Genomic DNA, 15,972 nt, shown 5'->3' on the forward strand with positions numbered 1-15,972 from the left:
TGATTGCGAAAAATTGCCGGGAAGTTAATTCCCGGAATTTAAAACCACCTAAATCTTTGAAAAGATTGGTGGGCGCACAAGGGCTCGAACCTTGGACCCGCTGATTAAGAGTCAGCTGCTCTACCAACTGAGCTATGCGCCCTTACAGTTCTATGAACTGAAGTGGAAGCTTTTTATCACCCACTTTCCTTTAAGACAAGTCTGAAAATTCAGCTTTTTAAACGGGCCAGCACATCATCCAGCTGATCAAGACTTTTATAGTGGATTTGCAAAGAACCACCTTTCCGCCCGTCAAAATGGACCTGGACTTTCAGCCCCAGCCGCGTTCCCAGATCGCGCTCCAACGCAGCAATTTCCGGGTCTGCTATTTTTTTAGCCGGAGCAGGCTTGTCCTTGCCTTTATTTTCCAAAGCTTTCTGCACTAGGTTTTCCGTCTGTCTTACGGAAAGACCTTTTTCAATGACCTCTTTAGCCGCGGCAATCGGGTCAGGATGCGCCAGAAGTGCGCGTGCATGCCCCGCGGACAGAGCCCCTGCCCCCACAGCCTTCCGCACACTTTCCGGCAAGCGCAGCAGCCTCATGGTGTTTGCAACATGCGGGCGGGACTTACCAATAGCTTTGGCAAGCTCGTCCTGCGTCAGGCTATAATCTTCCATCAGACGGCTAAAGCCGTCGGCCTCTTCAATGGGGTTCAGGTCAGCACGCTGGAGGTTTTCCACCAAGGCCGCAGCCATGGCATCGACTTCATCCAGATCCCGCACATGCACCGGCACCGTATGGCACTGGGCCAGCTGTGCCGCGCGCCAGCGTCGTTCCCCGGCGATAATCTGATATTGCCCTTTTTTGCCCGGATCAGGCCGGACCAGAATAGGCTGTAAAATACCCCGCGCCCGGATAGACTCAGCCAGTTCTTCAAGAGCACCGGGTTCCATATCCTGCCGAGGCTGAAATGGCCCAGGAACAAGAACGTCCACAGACAAAGAACTGACAGGCGCCGCTGCACCTCCAGCAACAGGCTGAGCAGAACCAGAAGACGCAGCCGCTACGGGGGCAGCAACGTCTCCCAGCAGGGCAGCAAGGCCCCGACCGAGTTTAGGGCGGGCAGCAGATTTACGCTGAGACATGCCTATGATGCTCTCCTCTTAATTTCCGCCGCCAAAGCCCGGTAAGACGCGGCGCCGCTGGCCCGTGGGTCATAGGTCATAACCGGCTGACCATGGCTCTGTGCTTCAGAAATACGGATGTTTCTGGGAATAATGGTTTCCAGCACATCATCGCCAAAAAAGCTCCGGGCATCCGCTGCGACAAGCTCAGACAGATTATTTCGTCTGTCATACATTGTCAGCACAATACCCGCGATTTTCAGCGTGGGGTTAAGTTTTTTTCTGACCCGATCAATCGTCTTCACCAGATGCCCGAGCCCTTCCAGCGCGAAGAACTCACACTGCAACGGGGCCAGCACACCATCAGCTGCGACCAGAGCATTCAGGGTCAGCAGGCTGAGGCTGGGGGGACAATCGATAATGATATAATCCACGCTCTCTGCCAGCGGGGCCAAAGCATCGCGCAGGCGCGTTTCACGCTCATCAGCATCGACAAGTTCAATCTCAGCCCCGACCAGTTCGGTATTTGCTGCGATAACGGACAGGCCGTCGATCTCGGTCGGCTGCAGAAGGTCAGCGGCAGGCTTTTCGTGCATCAGGAGGGCGTAGGCCCCACCCTGCCGGGCATCATACCCAACGCCCAGACCTGTGGAGGCATTGCCCTGCGGGTCCATATCAAGCAGCACGACCCGTGTACCGTCTTCAGCCAGAGCGGCGGCAACATTAATGGCCGTGGTTGTTTTCCCAACCCCACCTTTCTGGTTTGCAATAGCCAGAATACGGCACGTTTTTGTTTTTTTGTCAGACTTAGACACGTTCAAGATTGCTCACTTCAAGAATCACACCATCATGGCTTGTTATGCTGCGGTGGATACGCACATTCATGTGCCAGTTGCGTCGGGCTTCGGTCAACTCTTCATCCGCTTGCTGACCTTTGAGAAAGAAGGCTTTCCCCTCTTTTTCCAGCAAGGGGGCTGTCCAGTCCAGCAGCTTGCTCAAAGAGGCCAGTGCCCGCGCCGTGACAACGGGTGCCGGGCCAAGGTCTACCTGCTCAATCCGCTCGGCCAGCACCTTGATTGGGGCCTGTGTGACACGGGCCGCTTCCCGCAGGAAGGCCGCTTTGCGCTGATCCGACTCAATTAGCGTTCCGGGCACACCCGTCGCGATTGCAACAATCACACCGGGGAAGCCCCCGCCTGACCCCATATCAATAAACCGCCCCTGCCCTGCCACCAGCGGGGCAAGCTGGAGACTATCCAGCACATGGCGTTCCCATACACTGGCAATATCTCGCGAGGACACCAGATTGATCCGCGGGTTCCATTTTTCCAGCAGGGCAACAAACGCTTCCAGCCGCTCCTGTGTTTCACGTGAAACATGCAGCGTTTCGGGCAGATCGATCATCGGGCTGCCGTCCTCTGCCTGACATGCGCCAGGACCGCCACCAGTGCCGATGGCGTCACGCCGGGGATTCTTTGCGCAGACCCAAAATTTTCGGGTTTGGCGCGTTCAAGCCGTTCCTTCATTTCCGCACTTAACCCCCCGATTGCGTTGAAATCCATATCCTTGGGAAAGCGGATTTCAGCTTCCGCCTCAAGCTGGCGAATTTCGCGCTGCTGCCGGACAAGATAACCTTTATAGCGGGCCTGCGTCGTCACATAATGCCGGGCCCGCGCCGGAGCATTCAAATACCATGGGGCCAGCTTTTCAAGCACTGCATCTTCCAGACCATAGCCCAGAATTTCCAGCAACGTTCTGCGCCGGCCATCCTGCGCCACCTTCAGTCCAGCCTGAGCCAAAGCCTGCGGCTGCCAGCTTTCCTGCTCGGCACGCTCTGTAATTTCCCTGATTTCTGCACAATCTTTTTCAAAAACAGCGCGGCGTTCCGCACCAACACAGCCCCACTCAATCCCGAGTTCGGTCAAACGCATATCGGCATTATCGGCCCGCAGAGTAAGCCGGTATTCTGCACGGGACGTAAACATCCGGTAGGGCTCACTCACACCCTGTGTAGTAAGGTCATCCACCATCACGCCGATATAGGCCTTCCCACGATCAAGGCTGACAGCCCCCTGCCCTGCGGCACGCCGGGCAGCATTGACCCCTGCCAGCAGTCCCTGTGCCCCCGCTTCTTCATAGCCAGTTGTGCCGTTAATCTGCCCGGCCAGAAACAGGTTCGGACATTTTTTCAGTTCAAGAGACGCCGTCAGTTCTCGCGGGTCCACATAATCATATTCTACAGCATAACCCGGCTGTGAAATGACGGCCTGTTCCAGACCGGGAATAGAACGGATCATGGCTTCCTGCACATCGGCAGGCAGGCTGGTGGAAATACCGTTGGGGTAAATCAGATGGCCGCCTTCATGCTCAGGCAGAGCTTCAGGCTCCAGAAAAATCTGGTGGCTGGTTTTCTCTGCAAAGCGCACAACTTTATCTTCAATAGACGGGCAATAACGCGGCCCACGGCCTGAAATTACCCCGCCATAAACAGCAGAGAGATGCAGAGACTCCCTGATAATATCATGGGTTTTTTGCGTTGTAGCCGTAATGCCGCAGACCATTTGCGGGTTTGTAATGGTGGTCGTCAGACGACTAAAGGGCTCGGGGGATACATCCCCCTTATCTTCCGCCAGAACTTCCCAATTTATGCTATTTCTTAATAAGCGCGGAGGCGTGCCAGTTTTGAGCCGCCCCATCGCCAGCTCAAGATTTTTCAAGCGCTTTGCCAACGCAACCGCAGGTTGTTCTCCCAAGCGCCCCGCTGGCTGGCTTTTATGCCCAATATGAATAACGCCATCCAGAAAGGTTCCAGTCGTCAGAACAACTGCACCGGCGTGCCATTCTGTACCATCTTCACACACAACACCCTGCACATCGCCAGCATCCGTGCAGAGCAGGTCTGTGACGGCCCCTTCCTCACAGATCAGGTTAGGCGTTTCAGTCAGCAGGTCTTGCACTGCCTGTTTGTAGAGGAACCGGTCAGCCTGTGCCCGAGGCCCCTGCACAGCAGGCCCTTTGGACCGATTAAGCAGTTTGAAGTGTATTCCTGCCCGATCTGCAGCGCGCCCCATCAGGCCATCCAACGCGTCAATTTCACGCACCAGATGCCCTTTCCCAATCCCGCCAATCGCCGGGTTGCAGGACATTGCTCCAACAGTGTCTTTGCGATGCGTCAGCAGGAGGGTGCGTGCGCCACACCGGGCGGCAGCCGCAGCGGCCTCACACCCGGCATGGCCACCGCCCACCACGATCACATCATACGAACGGTCCATAATCCTGCTGCCTTACCCTTACTTTCCGATACAAAACTGGCCAAACACAGCATCCAGCAGGTCTTCCACCCCAACATGCCCCGTCAGCCGCCCTAAAGCCCGCATAGCGAGCCGTAATTCTTCCCCACGCATTTCCGGCCACTCCTGCTGCAAAGCGGCCTCCAGACACGCACAGGCTTCCCTGACCCCTGCCTTATGCCGGGCACGGGTCAGAAGTGGCGCTCCGGATGCGGACGATGCCGTCAGCGCTTCCACCTTCTGCTCCAGCAAGACTTTAAGCTGGTCCAGCCCCCGCCCTGTTTCAAGGCTGACAGCCATAACCGGATATCCCTGTACCTCTTGCGGCACAGCCCCAAGGTCCATTTTGTTGCCTATAAGCACGCTTGCAGGGAATACGTCCTGCGGCTCATCTCCTGCGGCAAACATCTGCAACACACAGTCGGCCTGTTTCACGTGAAACAATGCCCGCTTTACGCCCTCTGCCTCAATAGCATCCTCGGTCTCACGCAGACCCGCTGTATCCACAAATGTCACGCGGACACCCGCCAGAATACCGCTAATTTCAATGGCATCCCGCGTTGTGCCTGCCATGGGAGAAACAATAGCTGCATCCCGGTCTGCCAGCCAGTTTAAAAGGCTGGACTTGCCTGCATTGGGAGGCCCGGTAATAGCAAACACCACACCCCGCCGGATACGCTCCCCACGGTCACCTTCCTGAATATGCGTCTGCATAGCGGCGATAAGACTGTGAATTTCATCCAGAAGGCCCTGTTCAACTTCCGGTGGCAGATCTTCATCCGGAAAATCAATCAGCGCTTCCTGATGCGCCAGAACACGTTTCAGCCGGTCGGCCCAGTTCTGATAAAGACGGCTGAGTGCGCCATCGGTCTGCGCCAGAGCCAGTTTGCGCTGGCTTTCTGTTTCCGCCTCAACCAGATCGGAAATACCTTCGGCTTCAACCAGATCCATCCGTCCGTTCATAAAGGCGCGGCGCGTGAACTCTCCAGCCTCTGCCGGGCGCGCACCCCCTTCTACCAGAGCCCCAGCCACAGCCTTGATGACCGCCGGGCCTGCATGCAGATGGAGTTCAAACCCATCCTCGCCCGTGTAGCTATTCGGGCCGGGAAACCAGAGAACCAGCGCTTCATCCAGCAAATTGTCCTGCGTGGTTGCATCCTGCCAGACACGCCGTAATGCCGCACGCCGTGCGCCGGGGAGTTTCCCTATCAGGCGCTGCAACAGCGCCTCACTCCCGGCACCACTCACTCGCATGACGGCAATAGCAGCCCGCCCCAGTCCCGTGGATAATGCAAAAATCGTCTCTTCACCCTGATAGGCCACGGTGGTTTTTCCTTCCTGCATGATCTTTAAAAGGCCAAGGCTATTCTGAAACTCTGGTTTTGACCGGCGTGGACACACACGGTTTGCGCTATTCCTCTGGATGGCTGCGCCTACGCTATACCGCCGCCTGTGAGAGAACGCAGGGGCTTTCTAAAACAGATCAGCCCTGAGACGTAAGCTAAAAACACATCCACGCTTTGCGCCGGCTTTTTGTGGCCTCTTTCTTCACATGACAAGCCTTAGACTGCCGCGCATACTGCGACCTCATCACAGACCAGACAATGACGGACGACGACCATGCCACAGCTTTCGCTCCACTCCCCCATCGGGCCGCTGACCCTGACAGAAGAAGAGGGCAAGATCATCTCGCTCGACTGGGGCTGGGGACGTGACCAGACAGAAACGCCCATGCTCTGCGCCGCACGGGACTGGCTGGATAGATGGTTTGATGAACCGAAGGTCGCTGGCCCCTTTCCTTTCTCGCTGGAGCCAATGTTCGGCACGGACTACCAGAAACGGGTGTGGAACGCTCTGTGCGCCATCCCTGTGGGCACAGTTACAACCTATCAGGCTCTGGCGAAGGAAGTGGGGGGAAGTGCGCGGTCTGTCGGGCAGGCTGTCGGCCGGAACCCCATTCCCATTCTGATCCCCTGCCACCGTGTTGTCTCGCAGAATGGGCTGGGTGGATATTCGGGGGATGGTGGCGTGGATGACAAACGCTGGCTTCTGAATCTGGAAGGGGCATCCATTCCATCCCGCGACTGACGCGCTGCTGGATGCCCCTGCTCTGTCTGTTTGTTAGGGTGCAGGGGCACCCTGCACGATTGGAGCGGGAGCCGCGGACGATGCCGCCGGATGCGCCGCCGTGAGCTTAACCGTAAAACTGTTATCCGACCGATTCAGATCCGGGATCATATGGTCCGGGTCCAGCACAGCAGACCGGATGGCTAACTTGCCCGGAATCTGGAGCGTGACCGTGTTCCGCTGAGACCAGGTTTCCGTAGGAATGGTGAGACGGGCAGAACTCCCGTCCATCCACGTAATAGCCAGCACGACTGGCAGAGGCAGCCAGCCCTTGTTTTCAACCTGTACCCGCGCGCCCTGCACCGGGTTCCCGTTCACATAAGAGACGGATTTCAGGCGGTAGTCTGGCCCCCAGTTCTTGAAATACCAGCCCCGCCAGAACCATGAGAGGTCCTCTCCGGCTTCGCTTTCCATCACGCGGAAGAAGTCAGACGGTGTAGGGTGGCGGAAGGCCCAGAGCGCAATGTAGTGCTGGAACGCGCGGTCAAACCGGTCTGCCCCAAGAATCTGCTCCCGCAATAATTGCAGGCCATAAGCGCCCTTAAAATACGTCACGCTATGGCGGTATTTTTCAGAAATAAGATCAGCCGGTGTCATCAGAACCGGTGCGGCCTGATCTTTCAGCACCGGCACAATATCATCCGCCGGGTGGCCGGTCTGGGGTGCAAACTCCACGTCATGCTTGGGGGCAAATTCCCCATGGTTGAAGTGGTCGGAAGCATAGACGTCAATAAAGGTATTGAAGCCTTCATCCATGAACGCATTGCGGCGCTCATTGGAGCCTACAATCATGGGGAACCAGCCGTGGCCCAGTTCATGCGTGGTCACCCAGAACAGCTCTGCGCCGGCATCCTCCTTGCCGTCAAACACAATCCCCGGGTACTCCATGGCCGCACCATGGCCGCCGACATTAATCGCGTTTGGCCAGGGATACGGAAACCATTTGCCGGAAAAATATTCGATGGCGTGCTTCACATACTCTGTTGAACGGTCCCATTTCCCCGCAGCCTCTGCGGGGTAAACGGACATAGCGAGACGCGGGGCAGGATTTTTGGCATCACTCCCCTCCAGCGCAGGCAGATTGAGCCGGGCCGCATCCCAGAGCAGCGTGGGAGACGCTACAAACGCAATATCCCGCGTGTTGGCCATATGGAACTGCCAGGTCTGCGTCTCAGTTTGTGGCTGATGCACAATGGCCTGCACATCTTCCGGCGTGCGGATCATGATGCGGGTTTCACTGGTGGCAGCCTGTGCCAGCCGCGCTTTTTCCTGCGCGCTCAGCACGGCATCCGGGTTTGTCAGCGCGCCACTGCCTGCCACCAGAAAGCCTTTGGGCACAGTCACGCTGTAATCAAAATCCCCATAATCCAGATAGAATTCCTGCCCCAGATACGGGGCCGTATCCCAGCCACGCTGGTCATCATACACCGCCATCCGGGGGTAAAACTGGGCGATTTCATACATCTCGCCATCCTGATTCTGGCTGAAGGCGGTGCGCCCGCCCCACTCCGCGGGAATGGTGTAATGCCATGAAACTTTCAGGGTAAGGTGGCCCCCCTTCCCCGGCAGAGCCTGCGGCAGGGGTAGCTGCATGCGTGTGTCTGAGACAAGCGGGGTGAGAGGTGTTTCCTTGCCATCCGCACTCAGCGCCACGGCCTCGATAATCAGCCCGTCCGTATGATCCTGAAGCCGCTGTGGCGCAGCATAAGCGCCGCGTGAGCCTTGCTGATAGATATTCTGATCCAGTTGCAGCCAGAGTGTGGAAAGGCTCTCGGGGCTATTGTTGGTGTAGGTCAGTGTTTCACTGCCGGACAACGTGTGGGTCGCAGGGTCAACATGCACATGGATGTTGTAATCGGCCCGATTTTTCCAGGCCATCGGGCCGGGAGCGCCATTGCCGGAATGATAGAGATTGACCGACTGCGGATAACTAAGCGGCGCAAAAATCTGGAACGGATCCGGCTCAGCAGCCTGCGCCACGGAGAGTGCGCTTCCGGCCAGCAGACCTGCCAGAAGGCCTCTGCGGGCAGGACGGATAATTTTGTGGAACCACGTTTTTTCGAAACAGCCAGACACCTTCACCCCACTCAGACAAATCATTTTTCTGCCTGAGAGCGTAAACCAGAATGCAGCCGCAATAAAAGAAAGGCCGCCCCAGATGTTTCCATCCAGAGCGGCCTTTTATCAGTCAGAGATCGGGGTCAGCGTTTGTCGCAGCTTTCCGTCAGAGAGTTGAAGAACCGCCCTGCGCTGCAATGCACCACATCAGAGCCCTGCTGTGGGACCTGTGCGCCCGCCTGAGGGGCATTGCCGTAATAAGCCGGCTGCCCGTAGGTAGGATAGCCTCCCTGCGCTACAGGCGGCTCTGTGGGCTGTGCGTAGTAGGACGGAGGGGCATACATGGTCTGCGGAGCCTGATAGCTCTCCTGGGCAGACGATGCGACCGCAGCGCCGACAGCGAGCCCTAACACGGAACCGAACGCAAAGGGTGCGCCCCAGCCCCAGCCACCGCCCCAATAAGGACTACCCCAGACACCGTAGCCCCAACCATAACCGGGCCCCCATCCATAGCCAGGATAACCCCAGCCACCCCAACCGGGGCCGCCCCACCAGCCACCACGGCCCCAGCCGCCGCCACCGCGATAAAAGCCACCGCCCGGCCTGCCGCCCCAACCGGGGCCACCACCACGAAAGCCGCCCCCGCCAAAGCCGGGACCACCGTGAAACCCGCCGCCCGGGCCACCAAAGCCCCCGCCGGGTCTGCCACCACCCCCGAAACCACCGGGGCCTCCTCCATGGAAGCCACCGCCTCCACCGCCAAAACCACCACCGCCATGCATTCCGCCGCCGCCACCTCCCCCACCGGGATGTGCCAGAGCTACGGGAGACAGCGCGCAGGCAAGAAGCAGGCTCGCGGCCAGCCGTCCGTAATGAAGTGAGTTGCGTGTCATCCTCTGCCCCCTCTTATGGCCAGATTGTCCGGCCTGTTCTGGCACCTGTTCCTGTGCGGAACACATCGCTCTCTGATGAAGAAATGGGAAACCGTTCAACGGATTTCTACAGAAAGCCGTCGGATGGTTCATACATGTCAGCTCTGACATAAGACTCAGATTTCCCGCCATTTCCAAGAGAGAATGGCATAATCCTACGGCAATCTGATGGCTGAAGCAGGCATACAGGCCCCTTCTGCTCTGCGTGAAACGCAAAACATGCGGAGGGGGAAAGGCATGATCGCCCGTCATCTGACGGGCTGGAGCCCAGTATACTATTTTTATTTTCAGGGGAAAAGTCTGGTCGGAGTGAGAGGATTCGAACCTCCGGCCCCTGCGTCCCGAACACAGTGCTCTACCAGGCTGAGCTACACTCCGATGACCGTGAGCGGGCTATACCCCTCTCAGGCCATCTTAGCAAGAGCTGAAACGCAGAGAAGTGCAATTCTCTGCCAGATCAAAGCTGTTCGACAGCTACGCGGTCTGTTTTTTCTGCGCTTTGAGAATGCGCCAGAGCTGTTTCAACGTCCGGCACGCACTCAATCATGGCTCGGGCTGTGGATGCGGCAAAGCCCTGCTCCACGGCAGCATCCAGCGCAGCAAGAAGCGTATCGGCCCATTTTTCCACGTTGATCAGAATAATCGGCTTGCTGTGTCGCCCCAGTTGCTTCCACGTCAGGATTTCCATCATCTCATCAAACGTGCCAAAGCCGCCGGGCAGAATCCAGAACGCGTCCGCCCGTGAGAACATGATCTGCTTCCGGGTGTGCATGGAATCCGTAACAATCAGTTCCGCCACACCCTCGTGCATTTTCTCCCGGCTTTCCAGAAAGTCGGGGATTACGCCGGTTACCGCGCCACCTGCGGACAAGGTGGCATCCGCCACAACGCCCATCAGCCCATGTGCCCCACCGCCATACACCAGACGGATGCCAGCCTGTGCCAATGTATGGCCCACATTTTGTGCGGCCTGTTTGTAGAGCGGGCTTTTCCCAAAGCGAGAGCCACAGAAAACGGCAACGGCGTTCAGGGTAGAGGGCATGCGGTCCTTCTCCTTCTTTCTCAGTAAGCAAAAAACCATACCGTGTTTTCACGGCGGATGCAGGACGGAAAATCTTTACGAGACTATTTCAGCGAGCAAGCCGGGTTTGTTTTTTGAGCAGAACACACAGCACGACGCCGACAAGACTGATGAGAGCGGCGGCCTGAAAGACGGCTCCGTAACCCCAAAGCGGGATCATCAGCCCCAGCAGAGGCCCTGAAACACCAATGGCGATGTCCAGACAAACCGAAAAGGCACCAATAGCCGCCCCTTTGTTCTCCGGCCCGGTCTGCGCCACAGCGCCTACACCCAGAGCAGGAAACACCAGAGAGAACCCGGCCCCGGTCAAAGCCGCCCCCGCATCTGCCCATGCTGCACTCTGGCCAAAGGCCAGCACAAACAGGCCCAGAGCCTCTACAAACAGGGAGACAATCGCCACACTATTTCCGCCATGTTTGGCAATCTGCCGCGTGAAAACAAAGCGCGTCAGCACGAAGGTAAGCCCGAACAGGGCCAGCGCAAAAGCAGCGCCGCTCCAGTTCTGGTCAGAAAAATACAGGGCCAGCAAAGCAGAAATGGCCCCAAAGCCGACTGACCCGGCCGCAAGCGCCAGCCCGTAAGGCAACACAAGCCCTAACACAGTGAAAAACGATGGCTGCTTGCCCGCCGCCAGAGGGGGCACAGAAGGCTGCCGCAGAGCCAATGGGATACCAACCCCCATCAGCACGGCAGAGAGCAACCCAACACCCGCAAAACCGCCCAGCACAGGCAGAGACACCCCATGGTAGATCATCGTGGCGATGGGAGCGCCCAAGGCTATACCGCCGTAAGAACACACACCGTTCCAGGAAATGACCTGAGCTGTTCTACTGACTCCTGCCCTGCGGATGTTCCAGACAATGACCGCCGTTGCCACCCAGCTTTCCGCTACACCAAGCGCAATCCGGCCAGCCAGCACAAACAGCAGGGAAAGAAGCGGCCAGGACACCAGCAGCGCAGCAGCCACCAGCAACAGGCCGGACAGGACACCAGTGCTCAGGCCCATCAGCACCACACGTTTGGGGCCACCTGTATCAATCCGTTTGCCTGCCCCAATGCGCGAGGCAAAGGTCGCCAGATACTGAACAGAGACGGCAAACCCGGCCATGGCGGAACTGAAGCCGAGTTTTTCCCGCACAAACAGTGGCACCACCGCCATTTGCAGGCCGATATCCGTGTAACAAAACAACGTAAAAACCACGACAGCCAGAATGACAAACGTAACCGAGGACGTGCGGACAGCCTCTTCCGACATGAAACATTCCTCAAAACATGATGCTATAAATCGCGCTTAAGACCCCATTTCCAGATGAAAGACCCGTTTGATGACGAAGCCTCTTCCTGACGCTGGCGGATATGTCACGCTTTCTTCCCGTATTGCCTATGAAAACCCATGGACCCGCGTAAGGGAAGACATCATTCGGCGGCCCAATGGCAAAGATGGGCTCTATGGGGTGGTCGAGCGCGGTCAATTTGTCGTTATCCTGCCGCTGGGAGAGACCGAAGACGGACGCCGCACCGTGACACTGGTCAACCAGTATCGGTATCCGATTGGCAAGCGCCTGTGGGAATTACCCATGGGCATGTGGGAAGACCGGCCCGATGCTGCCCCGGAGGCTCTGGCTGCTGGCGAATTACAGGAAGAAACAGGGCTGATTGCCAAAACCCTGCATCATGCCGGCATCATGTATCAGGGAGCTGGTTTCACCACGCAAAAAGGGCACGTCTATCTGGCGACCGGCCTGACGCAAGGCCCCTGTGCGCGGGAAGAAACGGAACAGGATATGACCTGCCATACGCTTTTCCTGGAAGAGGTCGAAGAGATGATCCGTAAGAACGAGATCACCTGCATGGTTACACTTTCAGCCTTCGGCCTGCTGCGTGCTCAGGGATTGATTTAAAAAGAGAATAACCCAGAGAGTACTGTCTTCCTGAATTTATTCATAAATATTATATGTGGGAATTTCTATTTAATTTTAAGGAATTTTTATGAATGTATCGTTATAAATCCGTAAAAAAGTCTGGTCCATAACGATCATTTTTATCGGAAATTTTACCGTATCTGGCTCCTGAATCTGTTTATTGAAGTCGCAATTTTCTGCCCTTCGCAAAGCAACCTCAGGAGCCATTTTTGATTATTCAGAATGGACGAACAATCACCATAATCACAATGACCATCATCAGGACTGTCGGCACTTCATTCGCCATACGGTAAAACCGTTCAGCATGCTGGTTCCGGTCTTCTGCAAACTCGCGCCGCCAGCGGGAACAAAACCCATGAAATGCAAACATACCGATAACTGCTGTAAGTTTTGAATGCCACCAGCCAGCCTGCCAGTCCACACTTCCGGGCGTTAACACCAGAAGCACCCCAAACAGCAGACTGGCAAACATGGCCGGGTTCATGATGGCCCGCAGCAATCTGCGCTCCATGATCTTGAACCGCTCACTCTCTTCTGACCCGATCTGCACCTGACAATGATAGACAAACAGACGCGGCAGATAGAAAAGCCCGGCCATCCACGCCATGACAGACATGACATGAAAAGCCAGAATCCAGCGTACCCAGGGCAGAAGAGCGTCAAAGGTCATGTTTTTTATCCCTGACTCTGCAAGGCTTTTTTCAAAAGCGGCACAAATTCTGAAAGATGACGAATGCGGACAAGATTAGGCCAGTCCGGCACTGACTCAGAACCGGGACGGAGCAGAACACACATCATCCCTGCATCCACCGCAGCCCGTGCGCCGGTATTGCTATCTTCCAGCACAACACAGTTTGCAGGAGAAACGCCTTCCTGCTCGGCAGCATGCAGATACACATCAGGGCGCGGTTTTGGCACACCCATATCCCGCGCAGAATGGATGCGGTTTGTAAAATAGTGCGTCATATCAGTCGCTATGAATTTTGCATCCATTTCCTCAACGGAGGAATTGGAGCCAACACGCACCGGCAAACCGAGTTTTTTCACACCATCCAGCATGGCGTGGACGCCATCAATCGGTTCCACACCCTTCTTCATGGCCTCTACAAAACGTTTCTGAACGCGATTAGCCCAGTCTGGCCCAAGAGATTTTCCGGTTTTCTTTTCAATATCTTTTTGAATTTCCGGCAGCGCCATGCCGGAAAATTCATCAACCGCGTTTTCTGCCGGAATATTCAGGCCGACAGCGCGGGCTTCTTCCGCGCTGATCCGGCAACAGGTCTGCTCGCTATCAACCAGCACACCATCACAATCAAAAATGACAAGTTTCAGCTGCCCTTCAGGAGAAAGTGCTAAAGCCTGTGTCATAGTTCTGTCTCCCGAACTGTTTTGACCAGATCCGCCACATGCTCAACCGGTGTTTGCGGCAGAACGCCATGACCCAGATTGAAAACATGCGCCCGGCCACGGCCAGCATTCCGCACAGCCAGAGCCTCACGCCGCATGGCTTCACCACCAGCCAGAACAGCAACAGGGTCGAGATTGCCCTGCAAAGCAACATGCTCCGGCACCATGCTCCGCACAGTCGCAAAATCTGCTCCGGTATCGAGTGCCAGAACATCTACGCCGGTTTCACGTGCATATTCCGCAACCATCACGCCACCAAGACGCGGGAAACCGATCACGCGCACGGAGGGGTAGCGGGCTTTGATGGTCTGCACGATCTGCCGTGTTGGGGCGATGACATGTTTACGGAATTCTGCTGGTGAGAGCAGGCCCGCCCAGGAATCAAACAGCATGACGGCTTCAGCGCCCGCTTCAATCTGTGCACACAGATAGGTTGCGGTCTGTTCCGTCAGCAGCGCCATCAGCCGATCAAACAAAGCGGGTTCGGAAAATGCCATGGTGCGCGTAATGGCGAACTCACGCGATCCGCCACCTTCAACCATGTAACAGGCGACGGTGAAGGGAGAGCCGGTAAAACCTAGCAGTGTTGTGGCGCCACCTTTTGCAACGCCAATATCGTCAGGCCCGTTCAGAATAGCTTTCAGGCGGGACAATGTTTCCAGAACAGGGGCTGTCACCTCTGCAATGCGTTCCGGGTCAAGTTTTGCAAGATCCGCTTCACTGCGGATAGCGCCCAGAACCGGGCCTGTGCCTTCAACAAACTCAAGGGACTGTCCCATAGCCCAGGGCAGAATGAGAATATCGGAGAACAGAATGGCACCATCCATCCCGAAGCGACGGATGGGCTGCAAGGTCAGCTCTGTCGCAATATCCGGTGTCATGCAGCGTGTCAGGAAATCTGCTCTGGCACGCATGGCCCGGAATTCGGGAAGGAAACGTCCTGCCTGTCGCATCAGCCACATTGGCGGTGGCCAGACAGCCTCACCGTTCAATGTTCTGAGCAGGCGTTTGGAGGGGGGGATATCTGTCTTGCTGGTCATGGCCTGAAGTCCTGCACGTCTTTGTCCAACCTGTCCACGGTCCTAAAATATAAAATAAAAGAATAGAAATGGATTTAGAGGTTAAGGGGTACTGTGGATGACGGGGTACCCACCATTCCAAAAATGTACCCCATCTTTCCCACACTGTGTACAGATTACAGACCGTTGGAAATGCTAAGGTTTTTGGAGTTATCCAGATTGTACCCAAATGAGGCTGTGTACAACTCACCGGTTCATGACTCTTGCGAGTTGTGCACGGTACTCGGTACGTGCTTGTCATGATCGCCGTACAATCCACATGTACCCCGGTACTCAGGAGAGTACTCACAGCCCCCTTATTGCTTAGTACCTGAAAGAGACTCGCTTTCGTGTCAGATTTAGTACTCAAACCGACTCCAATACAGGACTCGCGCCATAAACTGGTTCTGGCGAGTGGTTCAACCATTCGTCGCACGCTTCTGGAAAATGCCGGACTGACGTTTTCCGTCCTCTCCTCCTCCGTTGATGAAGAGCCTCTTAAAAGAGCAGGCTGTGCGGAAGGTGCTGCGGCCCAAACCGTTGCCCTCCGTCTGGCAGAAGCCAAAGCGCTTTCCGTCTCCTGTCCCGATGCCTTTGTGATTGGTGCGGACCAGATGCTCTCCTGCAAGGGGGACTGGTATGACAAACCTGCGGACCTGAACGCGGCCCGGCAGCAGCTTCTTTCTTTAAGGGGGCAAACGCATATGCTGCATACGGCGGTGGTGGTCTGCCGGAACGGCCAGGTGCTGTGGCAGCATGTCTCTCAGCCCAACCTGACCATGCGGCCCTTTTCTGATGCGTTTCTGGAGGCCTATCTGGCGGAGGAAGGGGAAGAGTGCCTCTATTCCGTTGGTGCCTACCGGATTGAAGGGCCGGGCCTGCATCTGTTTGCCCGGATGGAGGGGGATCAGACAGCCATTCTCGGCCTGCCCCTTTTGCCGCTGCTGGAAGGGTTGCGGGAGATGGGTGTACTGTTTTCGTAAAATAGGGACTT

Annotated in this window: 15 protein-coding genes and 2 tRNA genes; 3 read left to right on the plus strand and 14 right to left on the minus strand. The window is 56.4% G+C overall.

All coding sequences use genetic code 11. The annotated features are described in order from the left end of the window. Positions 1-66: 66 nt before the first annotated feature. The 6 genes from KP703_RS03190 to mnmE all read right to left on the minus strand — a co-directional run bounded on the left by KP703_RS03190 (position 67) and on the right by mnmE (position 5,737). Positions 67-142: transfer RNA gene (locus tag KP703_RS03190), tRNA-Lys, on the minus strand. Positions 143-209: 67 nt separating this feature from the next. After that, positions 210-1,133, minus strand: coding sequence for a ParB/RepB/Spo0J family partition protein (locus KP703_RS03195; RefSeq protein ID WP_215753833.1), 924 nt, complete (start codon positions 1,131-1,133; stop codon positions 210-212). After that, positions 1,127-1,918, minus strand: coding sequence for a ParA family protein (locus KP703_RS03200; RefSeq protein WP_062248318.1), 792 nt, complete (start codon positions 1,916-1,918; stop codon positions 1,127-1,129). Before KP703_RS03200 ends, KP703_RS03195 begins: the two co-directional genes overlap by 7 nt. Next, the gene (rsmG, locus tag KP703_RS03205) at positions 1,911-2,507 is read right to left on the minus strand and encodes a 16S rRNA (guanine(527)-N(7))-methyltransferase RsmG (protein WP_215753783.1); all 597 of its coding nucleotides are present in this window, start codon (positions 2,505-2,507) and stop codon (positions 1,911-1,913) included. Before rsmG ends, KP703_RS03200 begins: the two co-directional genes overlap by 8 nt. Then, positions 2,504-4,375: a tRNA uridine-5-carboxymethylaminomethyl(34) synthesis enzyme MnmG gene (mnmG, locus tag KP703_RS03210; RefSeq protein ID WP_215753784.1), complete on the minus strand. Its 1,872-nt coding sequence runs from the start codon at positions 4,373-4,375 to the stop codon at positions 2,504-2,506. Before mnmG ends, rsmG begins: the two co-directional genes overlap by 4 nt. An 18-nt stretch (positions 4,376-4,393) precedes the next feature. After that, positions 4,394-5,737, minus strand: a complete 1,344-nt coding sequence (gene mnmE / locus KP703_RS03215) for a tRNA uridine-5-carboxymethylaminomethyl(34) synthesis GTPase MnmE (protein ID WP_215753785.1) — start codon at positions 5,735-5,737, stop codon at positions 4,394-4,396. A 276-nt stretch (positions 5,738-6,013) separates the two neighbouring features. Here mnmE and KP703_RS03220 point away from each other — a divergent pair, with 276 nt between their 5' ends. Next, positions 6,014-6,481, plus strand: a complete 468-nt coding sequence (locus KP703_RS03220) for a methylated-DNA--[protein]-cysteine S-methyltransferase (RefSeq protein WP_215753786.1) — start codon at positions 6,014-6,016, stop codon at positions 6,479-6,481. A gap of 33 nt (positions 6,482-6,514) precedes the next feature. On the opposite strand, the gene KP703_RS03225 is transcribed toward KP703_RS03220, so the two are convergent. The 5 genes from KP703_RS03225 to KP703_RS03245 all read right to left on the minus strand — a co-directional run bounded on the left by KP703_RS03225 (position 6,515) and on the right by KP703_RS03245 (position 11,846). After that, the gene (locus tag KP703_RS03225; RefSeq protein ID WP_373687427.1) at positions 6,515-8,596 is read right to left on the minus strand and encodes a M1 family metallopeptidase; all 2,082 of its coding nucleotides are present in this window, start codon (positions 8,594-8,596) and stop codon (positions 6,515-6,517) included. A gap of 125 nt (positions 8,597-8,721) precedes the next feature. Further along, positions 8,722-9,471 (minus strand): hypothetical protein, encoded by a 750-nt coding sequence (locus KP703_RS03230; protein WP_215753788.1) that lies wholly within the window; start codon positions 9,469-9,471, stop codon positions 8,722-8,724. A gap of 340 nt (positions 9,472-9,811) precedes the next feature. Then, positions 9,812-9,888, minus strand: a tRNA-Pro gene (locus KP703_RS03235). 79 nt (positions 9,889-9,967) lie between these two features. After that, positions 9,968-10,552, minus strand: a complete 585-nt coding sequence (locus KP703_RS03240) for a TIGR00730 family Rossman fold protein (protein ID WP_062141218.1) — start codon at positions 10,550-10,552, stop codon at positions 9,968-9,970. Positions 10,553-10,640: 88 nt separating this feature from the next. After that, a complete protein-coding gene (locus KP703_RS03245; protein ID WP_215753789.1) occupies positions 10,641-11,846 on the minus strand; it encodes an MFS transporter in 1,206 nt (401 codons plus the stop codon). 70 nt (positions 11,847-11,916) lie between these two features. Between KP703_RS03245 and KP703_RS03250 the strand changes: the two genes are divergently transcribed. Next, positions 11,917-12,492: an NUDIX hydrolase gene (locus tag KP703_RS03250; RefSeq protein WP_062250418.1), complete on the plus strand. Its 576-nt coding sequence runs from the start codon at positions 11,917-11,919 to the stop codon at positions 12,490-12,492. A 238-nt stretch (positions 12,493-12,730) separates the two neighbouring features. Here the strand turns inward: KP703_RS03250 and hemJ are convergent, their stop codons facing one another. From hemJ to hemE, 3 genes are read right to left on the minus strand one after another with little or no spacing between them, the layout of a single operon-like run. Then, the gene (gene hemJ, locus KP703_RS03255) at positions 12,731-13,183 is read right to left on the minus strand and encodes a protoporphyrinogen oxidase HemJ (RefSeq protein ID WP_062273104.1); all 453 of its coding nucleotides are present in this window, start codon (positions 13,181-13,183) and stop codon (positions 12,731-12,733) included. 5 nt (positions 13,184-13,188) lie between these two features. Beyond that, positions 13,189-13,881, minus strand: coding sequence for an HAD family phosphatase (locus KP703_RS03260; protein ID WP_215753790.1), 693 nt, complete (start codon positions 13,879-13,881; stop codon positions 13,189-13,191). Further along, positions 13,878-14,960, minus strand: coding sequence for a uroporphyrinogen decarboxylase (hemE, locus tag KP703_RS03265; RefSeq protein ID WP_062273100.1), 1,083 nt, complete (start codon positions 14,958-14,960; stop codon positions 13,878-13,880). Before hemE ends, KP703_RS03260 begins: the two co-directional genes overlap by 4 nt. A 368-nt stretch (positions 14,961-15,328) precedes the next feature. Between hemE and KP703_RS03270 the strand changes: the two genes are divergently transcribed. Next, positions 15,329-15,961 carry a Maf family protein gene (locus tag KP703_RS03270; protein WP_215753791.1) on the plus strand — a complete coding sequence of 211 codons (633 nt, stop codon included), beginning with the start codon at positions 15,329-15,331 and terminating at the stop codon, positions 15,959-15,961. The last annotated feature ends 11 nt before the right edge of the window (positions 15,962-15,972 follow it).

It is taken from the genome of Acetobacter sp. P5B1, assembly GCF_018811985.1.
GTDB lineage: Bacteria > Pseudomonadota > Alphaproteobacteria > Acetobacterales > Acetobacteraceae > Acetobacter > Acetobacter cerevisiae.

Bases quoted from the DNA above. Each gene is read 5' to 3' on its own strand.
- rsmG (WP_215753783.1), bottom strand. From the start codon at position 2,507: ATGATCGATCTGCCCGAAACGCTGCATGTTTCACGTGAAACACAGGAG.
- mnmG (WP_215753784.1), bottom strand. From the start codon at position 4,375: ATGGACCGTTCGTATGATGTGATCGTGGTGGGCGGTGGCCATGCCGGG.
- KP703_RS03260 (WP_215753790.1), bottom strand. From the start codon at position 13,881: ATGACACAGGCTTTAGCACTTTCTCCTGAAGGGCAGCTGAAACTTGTC.
- KP703_RS03250 (WP_062250418.1), top strand. From the start codon at position 11,917: ATGACGAAGCCTCTTCCTGACGCTGGCGGATATGTCACGCTTTCTTCC.
- hemE (WP_062273100.1), bottom strand. From the start codon at position 14,960: ATGACCAGCAAGACAGATATCCCCCCCTCCAAACGCCTGCTCAGAACA.
- KP703_RS03240 (WP_062141218.1), bottom strand. From the start codon at position 10,552: ATGCCCTCTACCCTGAACGCCGTTGCCGTTTTCTGTGGCTCTCGCTTT.
- KP703_RS03230 (WP_215753788.1), bottom strand. From the start codon at position 9,471: ATGACACGCAACTCACTTCATTACGGACGGCTGGCCGCGAGCCTGCTT.
- hemJ (WP_062273104.1), bottom strand. From the start codon at position 13,183: ATGACCTTTGACGCTCTTCTGCCCTGGGTACGCTGGATTCTGGCTTTT.
- KP703_RS03220 (WP_215753786.1), top strand. From the start codon at position 6,014: ATGCCACAGCTTTCGCTCCACTCCCCCATCGGGCCGCTGACCCTGACA.
- mnmE (WP_215753785.1), bottom strand. From the start codon at position 5,737: ATGCAGGAAGGAAAAACCACCGTGGCCTATCAGGGTGAAGAGACGATT.
- KP703_RS03245 (WP_215753789.1), bottom strand. From the start codon at position 11,846: ATGTCGGAAGAGGCTGTCCGCACGTCCTCGGTTACGTTTGTCATTCTG.